Source organism: Furfurilactobacillus rossiae DSM 15814, from assembly GCF_000428925.1.
GTDB classification, from domain to species: domain Bacteria; phylum Bacillota; class Bacilli; order Lactobacillales; family Lactobacillaceae; genus Furfurilactobacillus; species Furfurilactobacillus rossiae.
On sequence record NZ_AUAW01000032.1, the window covers coordinates 1 to 19,080 of the forward strand.

17 protein-coding genes, 1 tRNA gene and 2 rRNA genes are annotated in these 19,080 nt (G+C 44.5%); 10 read left to right on the forward strand and 10 right to left on the reverse strand.

Going from position 1 to position 19,080, the window contains the following annotated elements; translation table 11 throughout:
- From G400_RS0112680 to G400_RS0112695, 4 genes are all read left to right on the forward strand, one after another.
- Positions 1-153 (forward strand): 23S ribosomal RNA (locus G400_RS0112680); the annotation flags it as partial.
- Positions 154-217: 64 nt separating this feature from the next.
- A 5S ribosomal RNA gene (gene rrf / locus G400_RS0112685) occupies positions 218-334 on the forward strand.
- Between the two features lie 152 nt (positions 335-486).
- A tRNA-Thr gene (locus G400_RS0112690) sits at positions 487-559 on the forward strand.
- A gap of 177 nt (positions 560-736) precedes the next feature.
- A complete protein-coding gene (locus tag G400_RS0112695) occupies positions 737-1,915 on the forward strand; it encodes an NAD(P)/FAD-dependent oxidoreductase (RefSeq protein ID WP_017261112.1) in 1,179 nt (392 codons plus the stop codon).
- A 59-nt stretch (positions 1,916-1,974) separates the two neighbouring features.
- Here the strand turns inward: G400_RS0112695 and G400_RS0112700 are convergent, their stop codons facing one another.
- From G400_RS0112700 to G400_RS0112725, 6 genes are all read right to left on the reverse strand, one after another.
- Positions 1,975-3,534, reverse strand: coding sequence for a bifunctional metallophosphatase/5'-nucleotidase (locus tag G400_RS0112700; protein WP_017261111.1), 1,560 nt, complete (start codon positions 3,532-3,534; stop codon positions 1,975-1,977).
- A gap of 11 nt (positions 3,535-3,545) precedes the next feature.
- Positions 3,546-4,793, reverse strand: coding sequence for an MBL fold metallo-hydrolase (locus G400_RS0112705; RefSeq protein WP_017261110.1), 1,248 nt, complete (start codon positions 4,791-4,793; stop codon positions 3,546-3,548).
- A 143-nt stretch (positions 4,794-4,936) separates the two neighbouring features.
- Positions 4,937-6,208: an ABC transporter substrate-binding protein gene (locus G400_RS15425; RefSeq protein ID WP_017261109.1), complete on the reverse strand. Its 1,272-nt coding sequence runs from the start codon at positions 6,206-6,208 to the stop codon at positions 4,937-4,939.
- A gap of 99 nt (positions 6,209-6,307) precedes the next feature.
- On the reverse strand, positions 6,308-7,132 hold the full coding sequence (locus G400_RS0112715) for a carbohydrate ABC transporter permease (RefSeq protein ID WP_017261108.1): 825 nt from the start codon (positions 7,130-7,132) through the stop codon (positions 6,308-6,310).
- Between the two features lie 24 nt (positions 7,133-7,156).
- Positions 7,157-8,053: a carbohydrate ABC transporter permease gene (locus G400_RS0112720; RefSeq protein ID WP_017261107.1), complete on the reverse strand. Its 897-nt coding sequence runs from the start codon at positions 8,051-8,053 to the stop codon at positions 7,157-7,159.
- The gene (locus G400_RS0112725; protein ID WP_017261106.1) at positions 8,050-9,159 is read right to left on the reverse strand and encodes an ABC transporter ATP-binding protein; all 1,110 of its coding nucleotides are present in this window, start codon (positions 9,157-9,159) and stop codon (positions 8,050-8,052) included. Before G400_RS0112725 ends, G400_RS0112720 begins: the two co-directional genes overlap by 4 nt.
- 517 nt (positions 9,160-9,676) lie before the next feature.
- Between G400_RS0112725 and G400_RS0112730 the strand changes: the two genes are divergently transcribed.
- Positions 9,677-11,011 (forward strand): C1 family peptidase, encoded by a 1,335-nt coding sequence (locus G400_RS0112730; protein ID WP_017261105.1) that lies wholly within the window; start codon positions 9,677-9,679, stop codon positions 11,009-11,011.
- A 122-nt stretch (positions 11,012-11,133) separates the two neighbouring features.
- Positions 11,134-11,757 carry a hypothetical protein gene (locus tag G400_RS15920; RefSeq protein ID WP_017261104.1) on the forward strand — a complete coding sequence of 208 codons (624 nt, stop codon included), beginning with the start codon at positions 11,134-11,136 and terminating at the stop codon, positions 11,755-11,757.
- A gap of 104 nt (positions 11,758-11,861) precedes the next feature.
- On the opposite strand, the gene G400_RS0112740 is transcribed toward G400_RS15920, so the two are convergent.
- From G400_RS0112740 to G400_RS0112750, 3 genes are read right to left on the reverse strand one after another with little or no spacing between them, the layout of a single operon-like run.
- A complete protein-coding gene (locus G400_RS0112740) occupies positions 11,862-12,809 on the reverse strand; it encodes a zinc-binding dehydrogenase (RefSeq protein ID WP_225351498.1) in 948 nt (315 codons plus the stop codon).
- A gap of 40 nt (positions 12,810-12,849) precedes the next feature.
- The gene (locus G400_RS0112745) at positions 12,850-13,830 is read right to left on the reverse strand and encodes an ABC transporter ATP-binding protein (protein ID WP_017261102.1); all 981 of its coding nucleotides are present in this window, start codon (positions 13,828-13,830) and stop codon (positions 12,850-12,852) included.
- Positions 13,830-15,365: an ABC transporter permease/substrate-binding protein gene (locus G400_RS0112750; RefSeq protein WP_017261101.1), complete on the reverse strand. Its 1,536-nt coding sequence runs from the start codon at positions 15,363-15,365 to the stop codon at positions 13,830-13,832. Before G400_RS0112750 ends, G400_RS0112745 begins: the two co-directional genes overlap by 1 nt.
- A 91-nt stretch (positions 15,366-15,456) precedes the next feature.
- Here G400_RS0112750 and G400_RS0112755 point away from each other — a divergent pair, with 91 nt between their 5' ends.
- Positions 15,457-16,071, forward strand: coding sequence for a TetR/AcrR family transcriptional regulator (locus G400_RS0112755; RefSeq protein WP_017261100.1), 615 nt, complete (start codon positions 15,457-15,459; stop codon positions 16,069-16,071).
- A 216-nt stretch (positions 16,072-16,287) separates the two neighbouring features.
- On the opposite strand, the gene G400_RS0112760 is transcribed toward G400_RS0112755, so the two are convergent.
- The gene (locus tag G400_RS0112760; protein WP_017261099.1) at positions 16,288-16,746 is read right to left on the reverse strand and encodes a GNAT family N-acetyltransferase; all 459 of its coding nucleotides are present in this window, start codon (positions 16,744-16,746) and stop codon (positions 16,288-16,290) included.
- A gap of 63 nt (positions 16,747-16,809) precedes the next feature.
- On the opposite strand from G400_RS0112760, the gene G400_RS0112765 reads away from it, so the two are divergent.
- The 3 genes from G400_RS0112765 to G400_RS0112775 all read left to right on the forward strand — a co-directional run.
- Positions 16,810-17,475 carry an endonuclease III domain-containing protein gene (locus tag G400_RS0112765; RefSeq protein WP_017261098.1) on the forward strand — a complete coding sequence of 222 codons (666 nt, stop codon included), beginning with the start codon at positions 16,810-16,812 and terminating at the stop codon, positions 17,473-17,475.
- Entirely contained in the window at positions 17,472-18,722 is a 1,251-nt protein-coding gene (locus G400_RS15435; RefSeq protein ID WP_017261097.1) for an ATP-binding protein, read from the forward strand. The genes G400_RS0112765 and G400_RS15435 overlap by 4 nt, the downstream gene beginning before the upstream one ends.
- 97 nt (positions 18,723-18,819) lie before the next feature.
- Positions 18,820-19,080 (forward strand): hypothetical protein (locus G400_RS0112775; protein ID WP_027827235.1); only part of this gene is annotated, 261 nt, incomplete at its 3' end.

Sequence of the window (19,080 nt, forward strand, 5' to 3'; positions counted from 1 at the left end):
AAAGCATCTAAGTGTGAAACTCGCCTCGAGATGAGATTTCCCATTCCTATATGGAAGTAAGACCCCTCAGAGATGATGAGGTAGATAGGCTAGAAGTGGAAGTGTGGCGACACATGGAGCGGACTAGTACTAATCGGTCGAGGACTTAACCACGAAGTGGTGGTCCGGTTAAAGAAAAGAAGATCATGATTCAGTTTTGAGTGGATAACGCTCAGAGTGTGGTGATGATGGCACGAAGGATACACCCGTTCCCATGCCGAACACGGAAGTTAAGCTTCGTCGCGCCAAGAGTAGTTGGGGGATCGCTCCCTGCGAGGGTAGGTCGTCGCCATGCGACTAAAACGTCAATCTGATGATTGGCGTTTTTTTGTGTCGTGAAAGGTGCCTCATTAAGGCGCGGCGCCTTTCAGTAAGAAATGATAGTCATGCGTTGATTAAGCCTTGAAGCCAGTGAAAAAGTCCGTTATACTAACAGATGTGCTATTTGCCGGATTAGCTCAGTTGGTAGAGCATCGGTATCGTAAACCGAGGGTCAGGTGTTCAAGTCACCTATCCGGCATCTTTTAATTGAAGCTTTCAGCGTAAAACGTCTCTTTCTTTGAGGCGTTTTTTATTTTTCAAGTTTATCGATTAACTACATTGTGCAAAATAGAAATGGCGAGCGTAAATTAGGACAATTAAATGCTATTGCTTTTATAATAGTCTCGAGAAGTAAAAACACAGGGAGGTCATTTTCATGACAGAGATTGTGGTATTAGGCGCTGGATATGCTGGATTAAGAACAGTCCGCGAATTAAGTGGCACATCAAACGTACACATAACATTAGTAGATCGAAATTCATATCACTATGAAGCCACTGCCTTACATACTGTGGCAATTGGCACAAACGAAGCAGAGCACATCACCTTTGATATACAGAAAGCTATTCCTAAGGATGTGACATTCAAGCAGGACAATGTAACACGAATCGACACCCAAAATAAAACGGTTACGTTAGAAAAAGAAGCCACTCCATTACAGTACGACTATTTAGTTGTTGCACTTGGATTTGAGTCAGAGGACTTTGGCATTAAGGGAGCGGCGACATACGGATTACCACTTCAAGATATTGAGAGTGCCCAAGCGATTAGAAAACACCTCGAAGAGCGTTTGGCAGCATACAATGACTCACACGATGAACGTGACCTACACATTATCGTGTGTGGTGCTGGATTCACGAGTATCGAACTGCTGGGAGAATTAGTTTACCGCATGCCGTCACTAGTTGAACAGTATCATTTGCCAGCAGATAAAATTCAAATTACCTGTCTTGAAGCAATGCCAAAAATCTTACCAATGTTCGATCAGAAGTTGGTTGATTTTGCCGTACAATTTCTAGCGGATCATGGCGCAATTATTCATACTTCTACGCCAATTGACGAAGTGACGGATCACAGCGTCATCAGTGGAGATAACGTTTACGAAGCCAATACCATTATTTGGACTACGGGGGTTCGGGGTAGCCATGTTATCAGTGATTCACATTTTGACCAGAAACGAAACAGAGTGGCAGTGACAAGTCAGCTGACAATGAAAGATCATCCTGAGGTGTTTATTATTGGTGATAGTAGTGCGGTTCCTGATCCAGCAAGTGGACGCTTCTATCCAACTACGGGGCAAATTTCTATTGCGCAAGCTACACATACTGCTAAGAATATTAAGGCATCGATTGACGGGACCCCATTATCTGACTTTACTTACAAATCTTTGGGAACAGTTTGTTCACTGGGACCAACGACTGGTATTGCAGAGATAGGTGATTCAGGTCGGATTAAATTGAAGGGTCGTAAAGTTGCACTTGTCAAAAAGATGGTTAATGATCGTTCAATTATGGAAGAAAGTGGTTTTGCTAACATGATGCGAAATCTAAGTTAAAAATAGCTAGAAAAAAACTCTCTCACCGTTAGTTTTCGGTGGGAGAGTTTTTAAGTTGCTCACAGAACTTTTGTATTCGCTACTACTCGATAAGTGCTAGTGGGCACTACAGAGACGATTTGACGCTTGGAAAAATAACGAGCAATTAGTTCGGCCATGTCAATTGGCACAGTTTTAATTATTTTATCAGCAGAGAACATATGAAACTCTCCACCGCCAATTGCACGATATTGATTGAGAACAATGTGTAAACGATCTGTTTTCTTGACTGATTCACCATGGTAGCTCAGTTCAGTAATACGATCATCAAGTGGCCGCGTTACGTCAATCGTGTAATTTATGCCGGCAAATAGATCGTAATTGTAGTGCTGGACTTTTGGATCAGTGTAATCTTTGCTGACATTAACTTGTTGACCGTCCCACTGCCAATAATGTGCACATTGCTCTATAGCTGCACGTAAATCCGCACCGGTAATTTCTAAAACAGCCAAGGTGTTTGGATACGGATAGCTGATCTCAATATCACGCATTGTCACATCACGGCCTAACCCTGCTACCTCATTGGTGAATAGCGCGGTGCTGGAAAGGTCGGTGCCAGCGGCTTCCATCTGAACCTGGTTAATGAAGTCGAGGTAAGGGTGGCCATGTAATCTTGCCATCATCGGGTTGTTAATGTGAGCATCTTTTTTTAAACGGCCAACAATCGTGTCTAACCATTTTTCCGTCGCTATTTCGCTCTTCGCCAGTGGTTCATTAATTTGTATCCGTGGCTGTATTGCAGCAGTTTTAATTAGCGAAGCCTCACTATGAGTTATGGCGTGATCGCTCAGGGTGAGCTCAATTTGACCAACGTAAGCGCCACGATATCCTGGTTGTGTTGTTGGCACACCATTAACGTGAGTCGCAATGGCACGGTGTTGATGTCCCGTAACAAGAGCGTCGATGCCAGGAACTTCAGAAAGCGCTGAAGCTTCGTTTTCGCCAGTTTCTAGTTCAGTTGGTCGATTTGTTTCCAAATCGCGTTCAAACCCGCCGTGATAGGCCACAATGACAATATCGGCTAATTGCTGAAGCTTAGGTACGTAATTTTTTGCTGTTTGTAATGCGGAAACAAAGGATAAACCGCGCACGTGATCTAGTGGTTCCCAGTGGCTAATGTAAGAGGTTGTAAGCCCTAAAATGGCCACTCGAAGCCCATTATGTGTGAAGATTTTGTAGGGATTACCGAAATAGGGCTGCCCCTGCTCATCCAAAATGTTTGCACACAAGATCGGGTAGTTGCGTTTTGAAAGCACGTGTTCCATATATTCTCGACCGTAATTAAATTCATGGTTGCCCAAGATACCGACATCGTAATTAACGTTATTGGCAACTTTGCTAAGTAAGGGTGCAGATGGTTGATCAAAATGATTTAGGTAGTAGGTTAGTGGTGAACCTTGAATAAAATCGCCGTTTTCAATGGTTAACACCATATCTTCTGGTTCTGACTGACTTTTTACCAAATCAATGACTGACGCAGCTCGTGCTAGACCGAATGGAGATTGTTGATTGGCGTTTCGAAAATCTGTTGGGTAAAAATAGCCGTGAATGTCACTAGTAGATAAAATCGTTAATTTCATGGAGAACCCCTTTAAAACGAGTAAATTTCGTCATAGTTTGGTAAAAAAAGGTGGGTATCTAATTCTGACATGGCAGCGACGGCCGCTTCTGGATGAAATGAATGCCAAATACCTGTAGTTTGCGCATTAACGTTTTTAGCAATGGCGATGAGTGCATTCTGGGTAGCATGGCCCGAACTGCCCAAGTACTGATATTCGGCGTGATGTTGCGCGAGAAATTCCTGTAGCTTCCTGTAACGAGGATCGTAATCACCTAGTGGTTCGCCATTACTGTGTAAATAGAGGAATCTTGGCCAACGAGACAATACTTGTAAATTAGCGTAACTATTCTGTAGACAAAAGCGGTCTGGCTCATGCTGAATGGTGGACATGGAAACAGGAATTAAGGTTGCAAAGTCCTGTTTGTTAAGTCGGTCTGTTTCTTGAACGTGAATCAATGCTTCAGGATAAAAGCTACTTAATAAGCGAGCGTATGGCAATTCCCAAACGACAGGACGATTGTACGCATTTGCTGTTTGATTAAAGCGTAATAAGCGCTCAAGGTTTCGTGGATACGGATTGATGACAAGGAGACGCTCATCATTTTGAATTAGCTGTCCAAAAGTATGTTGAACGTCATCTTCACTGACGGGATCGGAGAATTCCAAATTCTGATTTGGCTCAAAACTAAAGCTAGTGCCTTCGAGCATAAAGAGGTCCAGATGAGCTGAGCGAAAAGCATTTATCCAGTGATGGACACGTTCGACATGAGGACCATGGAGACGGACATCGCCAGAGTGACCAAAGGTGTGGTGGCCGTCACTAACTAGCAGGGCAGCAGCTCCGAAAGCGTCATGGTCGCTAGCAAAGCCCGTTACAGAGAGGTCACCAATCTGAATGGGGCGTTCATATTCAAATGCGTGAAGATTGATTCCGAGAGTCATTGCCAGACCAGAGCCAGCTAGGTTTTGATACAGTCGATACGATTCATGAGAGATATAAACAGGAATGTTACTACGCAGGTAGGCTAATGCTGCAGTGTGATCCAAATGCAGATGACTGATAAAGATGGCTTCATGCTGATAGACGTGTTTCTGATTATTCTGAAACAGCTCACTAAGTGCAGGTAAACTGTGTTGTGCAATCAACGTTTCGGCATCTGTTTCTTCGCTATTTTCAGTCATACCGAAGTCCATAATGACACGGGACGTTTCGGTGGCAATTTCCATGATGTTGCCGCCAATGGTGGATAAACCGTTTAAAAATCGAACAGTAGTCATAGATTAGCCTCTTAATATAAACGCAGATATTGGCATATGTGGGGGGGGGGAAATAGTGTTCTATGTAACAGGATGACGTTCTGACACAAACGCCGTCCTGTTTGGGATAAAAGTAGTACTTAATGTAATAATGTTTGGAAAAATTAGTTTGCTGAAGTAATTTGTTTTGCTTGCTTAGCAAGTTTTGTTAGTGCGTCTTTTGCGGATGTGTTCTTAGTGAGCATGCTGTTAAATGCGTCACCTTTGTCGTTGTAGTATTCACCGAAACCAGCAAAGGCAGGTTGGGCGAATGCTTTTGGTAATGAGTCTACAGCTGCTTTATTTTCAGGGTGTTGTTTTAAAAAGCTTTGGTAATCTGCGGAGTTAGTTGCCGATTTTGATAATGGCACATAACCAGTTAATTTAGCCCATTTAGTAGCCGTTTTTGCTTTAAGAAGATACTTCATGAAGTCGTAAGCGCCACATTTTTGCTTGGTGTTTGCACCTTTAAATAGAACTAGGTCGTTACCTGCAACTTCCGTGCCACTCTTACCTTCATATGAGGGTACAGGCACAGTCGTCCAGTTCAACGTCTTAGGTGCTTGCAACTTTGTTTGGGTTAAACCAGCGGAAGAACCAATGTAGAAAGCTGATTTTCCATTAACGAAGTTTTTAGTCCAATAATTATCTGAGCCAGCTGATTTAGCCGTGCCATCCTTAACCATGTCTAGAACAAAATTGGCGGCTGCAATGGACTTTTTGTTGGCTACCTGAACTTTGCCGGTACTGGAGACAGGTGTGACACCAGCTGCATGCGCCATACCTTCCCATTCCATATCAAAACTCTTGTCGAATCCGTAAGCATAAATACCATCTTTCTTCAGTTTGGCGCCGTCTTGTTTCAATTGCTCCCAAGTCTTAGGAATGCTCAGATGATATTTCTTCAGGATATCTTTGTTTACATACATAATGCGTGTTGACTTCGAAAACGGTGTTGAGTAGTAAGTTTTACCAATCTTTGATCCAGAGAGGAAAGCTGGGTAGATGTCGTTTTTCGCTTTTGACGACATGCCTTTATACATTGGGTTTAAATTATCGATAAAGCCATGGTGCTGATAATCAGGTAGGTTTGTATAGGTTGTCATGCCCAAAACGGGCAGGCTGTGCGACTTGGCTGCGGCCATGACCTTTTGGTTCATTTGGGTGTAGTCACCTTGCGAGGTGGCGACAACTTGGTACTTAGTCTGCGACTGATTGTAGTCGTTAACGATTGTGTTGAGATTCTTTTGATAAGGGCCAGTTAAACCGCTCCAAAAAGTAATCTTTGTTCGGTTTGTCGAAGTATCGGCGGCATGTGCAGGTCGCAGCGCCGTTAATGTAATACCGGCTGCAGCAGCTAGCGTTGCCAGCAGCATCAAACCTTTATGGGTCTTCATGATCTTTTTCATCCTTTCTCAAACAGAAGTGACATTCCCGATACAAACACCTGATTCTCGATGGCAACACCCCTTTCGGTGCAAAGTTGTTAAAGCGGTTTAACCCTTAAGACCGGATTTGCTAATGCCGGCAATGATGTATTTTTGTAGGCACAGATAAACGATGATCATCGGTAAAATAACAAATGTTGATGCAGCCATGAGGAGTTGAAATTGTGTGCCGGCATCGCTGGTGAAGGCATTCAAACCAACGGGAAGCGTTCGTACTTTAGCCGTGTTAGTCACAATAAGTGGCCACATGAATGAATTCCAACTGCCAATGACTTCCAAGATGCCGATTGCAGTGATGGCCGACTTGGATAGTGGCACCATCATAGTCCAGAGAAAGTGCCAGTCCGAGGAGCCATCTAGCTTGGCAGCGTAATAGAGTTCGTTTGGAATGGCGTTGAACGTCTGACGTAAAGTGAAAACAGCAAAGAAACTGGCTAACCAGGGGATGATCAACGCGCCATAGGTGTTGATCAAACTAAATTTTGATAAGGTAACGAAGTTTGGAATAATCAACATTTCACCAGGGACCATCATGGTCGACAAGAAGAGTGCGAATAGAAAGTTTTTGCCATAAAAGTTAAGCCGGGAGAATGCAAAGGCAGCTAAAATTGTGGTAAATAACTGGCCAATCGTGGTGACCGTGGTGACGATGAGACTATTGATAAAATATGTTAAAAATGGGGCAGCATGCCATGCAGTGACGAAGTTTTGCCACTGCATGTGCTTTGGAATCCAAGTTGGCGGGACCTTAACTGTTTCCGGCGCTGTTTTTAAAGCAGTTGAGAGCATCCAGATGAAGGGCACTAACATCGTAATGGCGCCCAACGTCAAAATAATTATGAGTAAAGCCTGACTGATTCGCTTTTTTGTCATGCGAAGCTCCTTTTGAACAATCGACTACGCATAGTGCACGTGTTTTCTGCTGTACCAAAATTGAATGATGGTGACGACTAGAATAAGTAAAAATAAGACGACGCCTGATGCGGCCGCAATGCCATATTTCCATTCTGAGTAAAATTTTTGGTACAGGTAAAAAACGATGGTGAGCGTCGATTTACCCGGACCTGGCGAGCCGCCGAATAGAACAAAAATTTCGTCGAATACTTTGAACCCGCTGATGACGCTGGTGACACTGACTAAGAAAGTCATGGGTGAAAGTAGTGGCAAAGTGACATGAATGAAACGTTGCCAGGCATTTGCGCCGTCAATTTGCGCTACCTGATCGTAACGTTTATCGATATTACTCAAGCCGACGAGGAAAAGAATGATATTGAATCCCAATCCTTTCCAAATGGTCATGATAATTAACGCAGGCATTGCCCAGTGAGGATCATTTAACCAGTCAATAGGATGAACACCAAAATGACTTAAGAAGGCGTTGAGCAGGCCGTACTGATCGTTATAAATCCACTGCCAGACTAACGAGATGGCAACTGTGCTGGTAACAAAAGGTAGAAAATAGGCTGTTTTGAATAGGCCAGCCAAAAAACGAACGCGGTGTAGCAAGAGGGCAATAATTAGTGACAAGAGAACGGAAAATGGCACGACCCCGAGGACAAAAATCAGCGTGTTACGAACAGACAGATAGAAGTCAGGATCCGAAAAAATAAACTTATAATTGGCCCATCCAAGAGCGCTCACTTTATCGGTAAAGAAGTCGTATTTTGTATAAAAACTCATCGCAAAAGATTTAAAGATGGGATAAATATTAAACACCAACGTAATGATCAGCATTGGCGCAAGGTAGGCGAACGCAATCAACGTTGACTTAATTGTCGGATGTTGTTTGATCATGCGTGAATTACCTCGGTTGGTTTGATCGGTGAAACGTTTGTCGCAATAGTTTCTGGCCAAACACGTTCACCTGACTGGTTGAAGACGAATACGCCTTGTGGTCTCAAGGCGAACTGTAGCGGTTTGCCATTGCGGCCTAAATCCTGTTCTCGAAAACCATCTGCAATAATTGTGTGACCGCCATAATTAAGGGAAAGGCTTGTTTCACGTCCAAAGCGGTTGGACTGAACCTGAGTGCCGCTGAGCGGTAGCAAAGTTAAGTGGTCATGTGGATCCGTGGCTGGAACGATGCTTTCAGCACGAATGGCAACAGTAACACCGTCCGAAAAGACCCTAGTAGGGACAACGGCTTTAAAATCGTCACGAACGTTCGCAAACGGAATGGTGTTAATGATTGGCGATCCAATAAACTTAGCGACAAAAAGGTTGTCAGGTTGATCGTAAAGGCGATTAGGCGTAGTGAACTGTTGAATTTTGCCTTCGTTTAGAACCATGATTTGGTCGGCGATGTGGATGGCTTCTTCCTGGTCGTGGGTTACGAAAACGGTGGTCACGCCAGTTTCTTTTTGAATGCGGCGGATCTCTTCACGCATTTCTACCCGCAATCGGGCATCGAGGTTAGAAAGGGGTTCGTCCAGTAATAAAATGCTTGGTGATTTTGCTAGAGCGCGGGCGATTGCTACTCGCTGTTGTTGACCGCCAGACAGTTCGTTGGGTTTCTTAGACAATTCAGTTTCAACATGGACCAATGCCGCGAGTTCACGCCCTCGTTTGAGTCGGTCTGCTTTCTTAACCTTGGCCATTTTCATTGGAAAACAAATGTTGTCCAACACGGTCATGTGCGGGTAAAGTGCATAGTTCTGAAAAACCATTCCCACTTTGCGTGCCAGAGCGTCTTTTTTCGTAACGTTCTGATCACCAAAGAAAATTTGACCACCGGTTGGCGAGAGCAGACCACTAATCAAATTCAAGGTTGTTGACTTGCCACAGCCACTTGGGCCGAGCAAACAGGTCAACTGTCCTTCGGGAATGGTAAAACTAATGTTATTTAAAATGTTGTTTACGTTGTCGTATGCTAACGAAACGTTTTGAAACTTTACATCCACAATGAAACACCCTTTCGTAAACTGAATAGTAAGCAGATATTGGAAAGCGTGAACAAGGAATATCTGCGCCGATAGATTGTTGTACTGACGTCGTTTACTCATTACTAATCGTGCTTTGAAAATGATTGGCAATGTCTAACCAACAACCAGTATACACGATTGAAAACGAGTCTCAAGTGTTATAATGTTCGCTTTATTTCACTAAAAACTCATAAATAAATATATTCATAAAATCTTTTAGAACAAAATGTGAACTATACAAACTTTTGACTTATGATGTAATGAAAATGGTTGACGCGAGTTTTTAACGTTTTACCCGCATTTATTAAAGCAATGTTGTGATTATAAAGAAAACGGTTACTATCATTTTGTTTGCTGACATTGAAAACTGAAAAAATCAAAAACTGGTTTAAGGCAACGATTAATTTGGTAAGGATAGTCAAATGTGAAAAGTTGATTAGACTTTTTCTCATTAAGGAGTAAAATTATTTTATTCTAATTTTTGGAGGCATCGGAAATGAGTGAAGCAGAATTAACACGACCAGTTTTAGACGCGGCCACGATTGCAGACTTACAAGCGGATTACGCCAAGCAACCACAAGCGACCGTTTTAGAACGTGCTGTTACGAAAAATGGCGTTAAGGCAGCCAGTTGGGATAATCGTGCGGCAACGCGATTGAACCGCGCTTTTTCAACCGAAGTTGATACGGGTGCAGTATCCAATCAAAAGCATTCTGGTCGTTGCTGGTTGTTTGCAACGCTCAATACGTTGCGGCACAGCATGGCTAAGCAATATAAGATTAAGGATTTCGAGTTATCCCAGAGCTATTTGTTTTTCTGGGATCGTGTAGAACGCGCCAATACTTTCTATACGAAGATGATTGAGGACGCCACACGGCCAATCGATGACCGTGAAGTGCAACAGTTAATGTCGATGGCCGGTACCGATGGTGGCCAATGGAATATGGCTGCCGGTTTAGTTCAAAAGTACGGCGTCGTGCCTAGTTATGTGATGCCTGAAGTGCACAATACTGAAGACAGCTCAGAAATTGAATTAGCATTGAACACTAAAGAGCGTAAGGACGCTGTTACACTACGTACACTGGTTAGCAACGGCGCTAGTGAGGAACAACTTGAAGAGACCCGTCGACAAATGCTGCGCGAAGTCTACCGCATGGCAGCTTATGCATTTGGTGAACCACCGGTAAAGTTTGACTTTGAATATACTGATGACGACAAAAAATATCACATTGATCGCGACTTGACACCGAAGGATTTCTTGAGCAAATACTTCACGGCCGACTTTAACGACTATGTCGTGGTGACGAATTCTCCGGATAAGGCATACAACAAACTGTACGCAATGCCGGCCCAAGACAATATCGAAAGTGGCAATCCCATTCACTTTTTAAACGTGCCGATGGATGAACTTAATAGGGTTGCAACGGCGCAGTTAAAAGATGGTGAGACCGTTTGGTTTGGTAACGACGTGTTACAACAAATGGACCGGAAGACCGGGTATTTGGATAGCAAACTGTTCCAAACGGACGCCTTGTTTAACGTTGATTCTCAGATGAGTAAAGCCAATCGTTTGCTCACGGGGCAGGGTGAAGTTTCTCATGCGATGACCTTAACGGGTGTCGATGTCGTCGATGATCAACCACGCCGTTGGAAAGTTGAAAACTCATGGGGCAAAGAAAACGGGGCCGATGGCTACTTCGTCATGAGTGCTGACTGGTTTAATGATTACGTTTATGAAGTGGTCGTTAATAAAAAGTATCTGACACCTGATCAGCAGGCCGTATTGACGACTGAACCAACAATTTTGCCAAGCTGGGATCCATTGGCTTAGTGAAACAAAGAAAAGATTAAAAAATGAGAATTACCTCAAGTTTATTTGCATGTGAACTAGGTTTGAAATTATAATCAACATTATGAGTTCAGTTCGCAGGGAAATCCTGGAGGGAGTTATTTATGAAGAAGGTTATTCAATTCGGTGTGGTTGCTTTATCGGCCTTGGTTTTGGCCGGTTGCTCATCGTCAGCAACATCTAAGTCATCGGATAGTTCATCAGTTCGGAGCAGCAAAACACAATCATCTACCTCAAAGAAAGTTTCTTCATCCAGTGATGCCCAACAAGCAAGCTCGACATCAAGTCAAACGGACGATAACGCTTCCTCAACGACAGATGATAGCAGCGCTTCAACGTCTAGCACAGCAGCTGCTAGTAGTAGCGCTACCGTAAGTAGCAGTGCTGCTGCCAGTTCAAAAGCTGCAAGTAGTCAACAACCAGCTCAGAGTTCGGCTGCCTCATCACAAGGCGCAGCACAGGCCGGTACAGCTAGTTCAGCCTCGGCCGTAATAACGAGCCAGGCACAAGCTTTAAACACGCTGGTCAGCCAATATGGGACCAACAATGGAGATACCGCCTATCAGTACCTCGGGGCATCCACCATCAATGGTCAAACGGCATATAACTTTGATGGCTTCTCAAAACAAGCCATGCAAAATGGACAACGTGGTCAAACAGGCGCTTACTATGTATTTGCGAACGGGAAAGTGGTTAACACGTTCACGGATCCAGATGCGATTAAGTAACGCTCATAACAATTTAAAATTTGGCATATGAATCAAAAAATGGCTTCTTCTCGGAATTGCGAGAAGAAGTCATTTTTATCGTTCTGGATGTTTTGGAATTGTCATTACTCATGATTGGCAATAACGACAATCTTGCCAATCTTATGAGAATTAATCATGGCCTGATGCGCCTGAGCGATATTTGCTAGTTCAAACGTTTGGGCGATAGGCAATTGTAGATGATGGTTTTTAATGAGCGCGATGGCCTGACTCAACAACTGAGCGTCAACGTTTGTCGATTGAAAGTTGGTGAGGTAGCCGGGTACTTCAAACGGACTGAAATCAGGTAATGACCATGCGCCACCAAGACCACCGGTGACAACGGCTGTGCCCGTAGTGGCAAGCTGTTGCAGAGAATCTCGGAGCGTTGTGGTGCCAACCAATTCCAGAATGCCATCAAACGAAATTGTGGTGTCCAAGCTACCCTGGTCGAGCAAAGTTTCGTCGGCACCCAAGTCTTGTAACGTCTGTAGTTTACCGGAATCCCGTGAAGTCGTTGAAACGGTGTAGCCCATCGCTTTCGCTAACAACAGAGCGGCGATACCGGCGTTGCTGGTGCCACCACGAATCAACAGGTGAGCGCCTGTCGACAAGCGCAGACGATTAAGCGAGCCATAGGCGGTGTAAAAGCTTTCTGGAATGGTTGCGAGTTGTGTCCACGAGTCTTTAATTGGCAATGGGTATAGCTGATGGTTGGGGATGAGGGCATATTCTTCGTAACTGCCGTCAAACTCACGACCGAGTCCGCCCATGAGCGTCATCACCGTTTGACCAACACGAAAACCACTGCCGGCCTTGGTGTCATAAACTGTGCCAACTGCTTCGATGCCAATGACGCGCGGAAACCTAACGTCTGGCGACTCACCGTTACGTGTGAGTAATTCAGCATAGTTTAGACCGAAAGCCATAATTTTCAACACACTATGAGTGGATGTCGACAAAGGCATTGCACGTTCTTCTGCGTGAAAGGAGTGTTCATCTCCTGGATGATTCAAAACCATAGCTAACATCATAAGACCTCCAAACGATATCACAGGGTTAACTGACGATGTGTTAGTGACTGCGATAATCACCGATAAATTTGAATAACTGATCACGGGTTAATAATCGTGTGGGACCGCCTTCGGACTGGATTAACACAGTTTCGTTGCTTTCTAAGGGCGTGAGCGCGTCGCTGACGGTTTGGTCACCATTTAGCGTGACGCGGTCCTCGCCACTTGCCAACGTACTCGAGTCATTAATGTCTTGCAAATATCCCATTACAGCAAGTTTGCTGAGTAACACATGATACACATCATGAGCCATCGAATTTTCGAACAAACGTTGGACAAATTGATCGGCCGGATGACGAACAATTTCGTCGGGTGTACCAACCTGCAACAGTTTGCCTAAGCGCATGACGCCGATGCGGTCACCTAACTTTAGTGCTTCATCCATATCGTGGGTGACGAACACAACGGTACTGTTTAGTCGGTGATGAATGTCGATGACTAGATTCTGCAGTTGGGTTCGCGAAATGGGATCGAGGGCGCTAAATGGTTCATCCATCAGGACAATCTGTGGCTGACCAGCAAACGCACGCAGAATGCCGACCCGCTGTTGTTCGCCACCGGACAACTCGTCTGGCATGCGATCACGGTACGTTTGCGGATCTAAATCGACATCGTTGAGTAACTGATCGACCAGCGTGCTTGTGTCAGCCTTGGATTGCTTTTTCATGCTGGGGATGAGGGCGACATTTTGAGCGACTGACATGTTAGGAAACAGGGCAATCTGTTGCAGGACATAGCCAGTTTGCAAACGCAGTTCACGCACGTTGTAATCCTTGATCCGTTGGCCATTAAAATAAATGTTGCCATCGGTCGGTTCCAGTAGCTCGTTGATCATTCTTAAAGTGGTTGTTTTACCGCTGCCAGAGGCACCGACGAGGACGAAAATTTCGCCGCGGTTGACTGTGAAGGACACGTCGTCGACCGCTTGCTTGTTGCCATAAGTTTTTTTGACGTGATCAAACGTAATTAAAGTATCTGCCATTATCGTGCACCTCCTAAAAGATGATGAGTCGTCAGATAGTGCTTGGCCACGCTGGCGGCGGATTGTTGTTTAACATTAACCTCATAGTTCATTTCTTGCATGTCACGTTCGCTGATGTGACCAGCAAGTTTGTTAAGTGCCACAATAATTTTAGGATTCTTGTTAGCAAACGTCGTATTCATTAATGGTGCACCCTGATATGTCGGAAATAATTGTCGATTGTCCTGTAAAGCCACTAAACGGTACTGGCGAATTTGAGAATCAGTGGAGTAACCGTCTGTCAGATTGATTTTGCCGCTATTAATCGCCTCATATCGTAGGTCAGGATCCATTGATTGCGTTTTGAAGTTGAGACCATATTTGCTTTGCAGACCTTTATAGCCGTCTGTGCGATCCAAAAATTCAAGATCAAAACCGCCAAGTAAGTTACCCTCAACCTTTTGTAAATCAGCAATCGTTTTAATATTGTGCGCGTCCGCGTAACTTTTTTTGATCACAACGGCATAAGTGTTGTTGTAATCCATCGGTTTCAAATAGGTCATGTGGAACTGTTGAGATAGATCATTTTTAGCGTACTGGTAAAGTTGAGTAGGCGGTGTGCCAATTTCTTTTTGTTTTTTCGTTGGTTTGACCAAACTTTCCAACACAGTGCCAGTGAATTCAGGGTAAATGTCAATTTGCTGACTCTTGAGGGCGTTGAACAAGAAGACTGTTTGACCAAAGTTAGGTTTGAGGACGACTTTATCGCGCGGATCCACTTGATGGATCATATCTTTGTACATATTAATTAAAATATCCGGTTCAGAGCCCATTTTACCGGCAATCGTAATGGTCTGCGGTGCGGGTTGAACCGCATTATAAATACCGATGCCAGAAGGAACGAGAATGATCAAAGCAAGGGTTGCTACGGCATAGCGCAACTTGCTCTTCTGCAAAATGAAAATAATGCCGCTGAACACAATTGCCAGTAACGCCGACGCAATCGCACCAATAAGGGTCATGCTATTGTTGTTGCGGTCAATCCCCAGCAAGATGAAGTCCCCTAGGCCACCAGCGCCAATTAAGGCCGCTAGGGTAGCCGTGCCAATAATCATGACCAGCGCTTGTCTAATGCCAGCGATAAGGGTTGGCATAGCGAGTGGAAATTCGACGCGGATCAACTTTTCAGTTCGTGTCATGCCAAACGCATCGGCTGCTTCTTCAAGCGACGGGTCGATGCCCGTGAGCCCAGTTAACGTGCCCGTGAAAATCGGTAGCAGGGCGTAAACGACTAGCGCAATAACTGCTGGGACTGTGCCGATGCCGACGATAGGAATTAATAATCCGAGTAGGGCCAGCGACGGAATAGTCTGAAAAACGCCGGTGATTTGAGTGAGCACGTTAGCCGCGCGGTGATGACGGACAACCAATAAAGCGAGTGGAATCCCAATTGCCATAGCAATCAGCAAGGATACCAGCGATATTTGGATATGCTGCCAAATGGCACTCATCAGGTCAGATCGTCTGCTAATTAATGTTTGCCAAAATTCGTTCATAAAATCAGCTCCTTAACAACGTAGATAACCAGGCAGGAGAATAATGACATGCTATAATGACCATGTTTAGTGAACGAGGTCAGTGAAAGGGATGAATAGCGTGTCTGCTAAAGTGAGTCGAGCACAACAGAAACAACAAACCAAAACGCGTCTTTTTCAGGCGGCGGTAAAATTGATTAAAGAGCAAGGATACGCGAAGACCACGATTCGTCAGATAACCCGTGAGGCAAATGTGTCTTCAGGCACGTTTTACGTCCATTACACGTCCAAAGAAGACATTATTCGTGAGCGTTATTATGACGAATTGGCCAACTATGTGAGAGAAAACTATGGCGCTTATGTAGCAGAATATCCGTCAGCAACGGTCGAAGAACGTATTTTGGCGTTCAGCATGCTTCAGTTGCAATTGTCTGCGGATCAGGGCTGGCAAGTGGTCACGTTGGTGTTTACCTCATTCTTTCAGGAAACATTAAACCAAGAGTTCGAATTACGTGACTGGAAGATGCTTAATACGTTAAGAGAATTAATGCAACAGCTAAATGATGAACAAAAATTGGCAAACCACGATCCGGAGTTGGCATTTCAACAGTTATATACATCTGTGCGGGGAATCATGGCGACCTGGGCTTATAGTCGCGGTAACTTTGACTTAGTAACATCTGGCAGGGCGTATTTAACGACTGTTTTGCATGGATTAATGAGTTAATAGATTGATTCACTGAACGCGTTCACTTAATGCAATCATTCTATTCACCGACGTTCTTTTGCGCAATTATCTGTCTTCGACCGTTGACAATTGTGTTTAAATTAGGCGTTTTAGTGGGGTCTGAGAGTTTAAATAAAAAAGCACCGCATCAGATTAACGTTGATCTGACGCGGTGTTTCGTTTGTTAGCGGACTTACCGTTTATATTGACGCTTTTTTAGTTGTGAGGGATAAATGGATAACGGTCTAATCGGGTATCTTCCAAGGTGATGTTTGGCGGGGTAGCTAGATTATCACGTTTGACCTCGCGAAATTGTAATCGTGCGTAGAAATCACGAGCAGGCTGATTGGCGATGACGACTTTTAACTGCATTGGGCCAGTTGCTTGTGTGCGCATGTAGTCAATGAGTTGACTGGCAACACCTTGATGACGGTAATTTGGGTCAATGAAAAGCAAATGAATAAAATTGGCTAAACGATAAAATGACAAGAAACCAACCACGCGCTCATCAATGGTGGCGACGATAATCATTTCGTGATGACTGTCGCGCTCAAAGTCTGCCAGTTGTGGATTGGCGACCCAGGGAAACTCCTGCTGGCGGTCTAATAAATAGATGTTTTCAAGGACAGTATAATCACCGATTGCGGCGGGGCGGATACGAATTAGATCTGACATGACTAAAACTCCATTTTTCGTCAAAATTCAAAATAAGGTAAAATACCATTAGAGGAATAAGATATGAATTTAAAACCACTATACAACATTTTAGAAACAAATATGGGCCGTCAAAATTGGATGTCGACGGAAGCACTGTGGGCACAATCGCCATTTCAGGTGATGTGGGCAGCCATTCTGATTCAAAATGCCAGTGCAAATAATGGGGATGCAGCAGCTCGCGCTTTATTAGCGGCAACGGACAATGATCCGGCTAAGATTCGAGCTTGCACCCCAGAAAAATTGGCCGACATCATTAAACCAGCAGGACTATATCGCACCAAGGCAAAGTACATCATGGCCGCTGCTGAGTGGTCTGGTACTCATGATGACAACGTGGCGGAGATTGAAGCCTTAGATCGAGAGACGTTGCAGGCAGAACTGCTTAACGTAAAGGGTCTCGGTAATGAAACCGCAGATGACATTATGTTGTATGGCTTTCATAAACCGCTATTTATTGCCGACACGTATGCCCGTCGTCATTTTGGCTGGCTTGGCCTAGATGTGCCAAAAAAATATCGTGATTTTCAAACGTTGGTGGAAGCGGACGCTGGACTGAACTGGGACGAATATCAGGAACTGCATGCGCTGATCGATGAGTTTGGTAAGAAGGTTAAGAATCAACAGCAGTGGGATGCCAGCTTTATGGGCGGATTTACACTCTCTGGCACAGAAAGGATAGTCAAATGACAGGAACAACCAATTTAGATGGTTTTGCCGTTCGGCGCCCCTCTGCTGAACCAGTAGTGATTGAGGCGAATCGCTTATTTAGCCAACACTTGTTAATTGTGGGACAAACAGGTAGCGGCAAATCGACATCAGCAGTGGCATTGTTGAATGCACTGATGCGCCAGAATCAAACTGGAATTATTTTGGATCCCACCGGCGAATATGCGCATTTGCCACATGCGGTAGTTGGCAAATTAGGCGATAACGCCTTTATTGATTTTGCCAAACTATCGGCTGATCAGCTGGCGGAAATTATTGGCATTGATGACGATATTGTCGTAGCTATGTTGAGCGCTGCGATGACGAGTCTGCGGCTTGCCTATAATGTCTTACACCAGGAGACACCTTACGTGAAAGTGGGCGTTTCTTGGACGGACTATGAGGCACAATTAGAAAGGCTGCATGATTTTCCCCGACCATATGATATTCGCCTGCTGCCTGACCAATTACTGGAAGAATGCGTCCAACCCGCTAGTGACGCCGAAGCCGATTTCAGTTTGCTTGGTCAACAGTATGATCGTCCCCGCCAACGACAACTAGTACCAGTGCTGGCAGCCGTTCGGAAATTCTTGGCTGATCCGACAATGCAACGGTTGTTCCGTTTGCCTCGACCAAAACGGCGGTCAGAACATGTGGATGCATCAACTAAGACCCAATATGACGTGGTTTACTTGCTGACAATGTTTGCCGCCATGAAAGCCCAACACCGTTTTCTCGTGATTGACTTATCAGCGCTCCGAAGCAATCTTAAGGTTGGTAAACTGGTTGTGTCCACATTGGCCGCGACGATGCTGGCGATTAAAACGAACCTGCCACACACCGTGCCAATTGTTCTGACGGTTGATGAGGCCCATCGTTATCTGACTGAAGCTGCCAGTCACGTTGGCTGGGTTGACCAAGACGGCTTATCGCGAGTTGCCAGAGAAGGGCGTAAAGCGGGACTATACCTGATGCTAACGACGCAGAGTCCGCTTGATTTGCCGAGTCAATTGTTAGGCGAATTCGGCAATCTGTTGGTTCACCGTGTGACGACGATTGACGAGTTGAGCAAACTACCAATTGTTAATGATATTGGGAAAGAATTGGCCCAACAAAACGTGGGCGAAGCAACCTTTGTCGGCAACGGGTTTGAAGAACCGCTGACAGTGACAATGGTGCGGGCTGGGGATGTTCAGCATGATACGGCAAGCCCAGTGTTTAGAGACTAGAATAAAAAAGCTTCCAAACTCAAATGGATGTTATTGTCCCCTTAGAGTAGACAGACGAAATAATAAATCGTCTATCTATTTCTAAGGGGATTTTTGTATGGAAAAACAAGGACGTTCGTATAGTCTTGAACAAAAGCTAGACACTCTTTATCAGTTCAAACACTCAGGCAAAAGCATGAGGGCATTCACCAAGGACTTTGGAATCGCATTTGTAACACTTAAAAAGTGGCTTGACCTTGAACAATTAGAAGATTTTAAAGCGCTTGAACCAAGTCATGAATGGAAACGGTATTCGCAAGATACAAAGAATGCCGCAGTTCATGATCGCTTAGTCAATGGACTGTCTCAACTAGATATC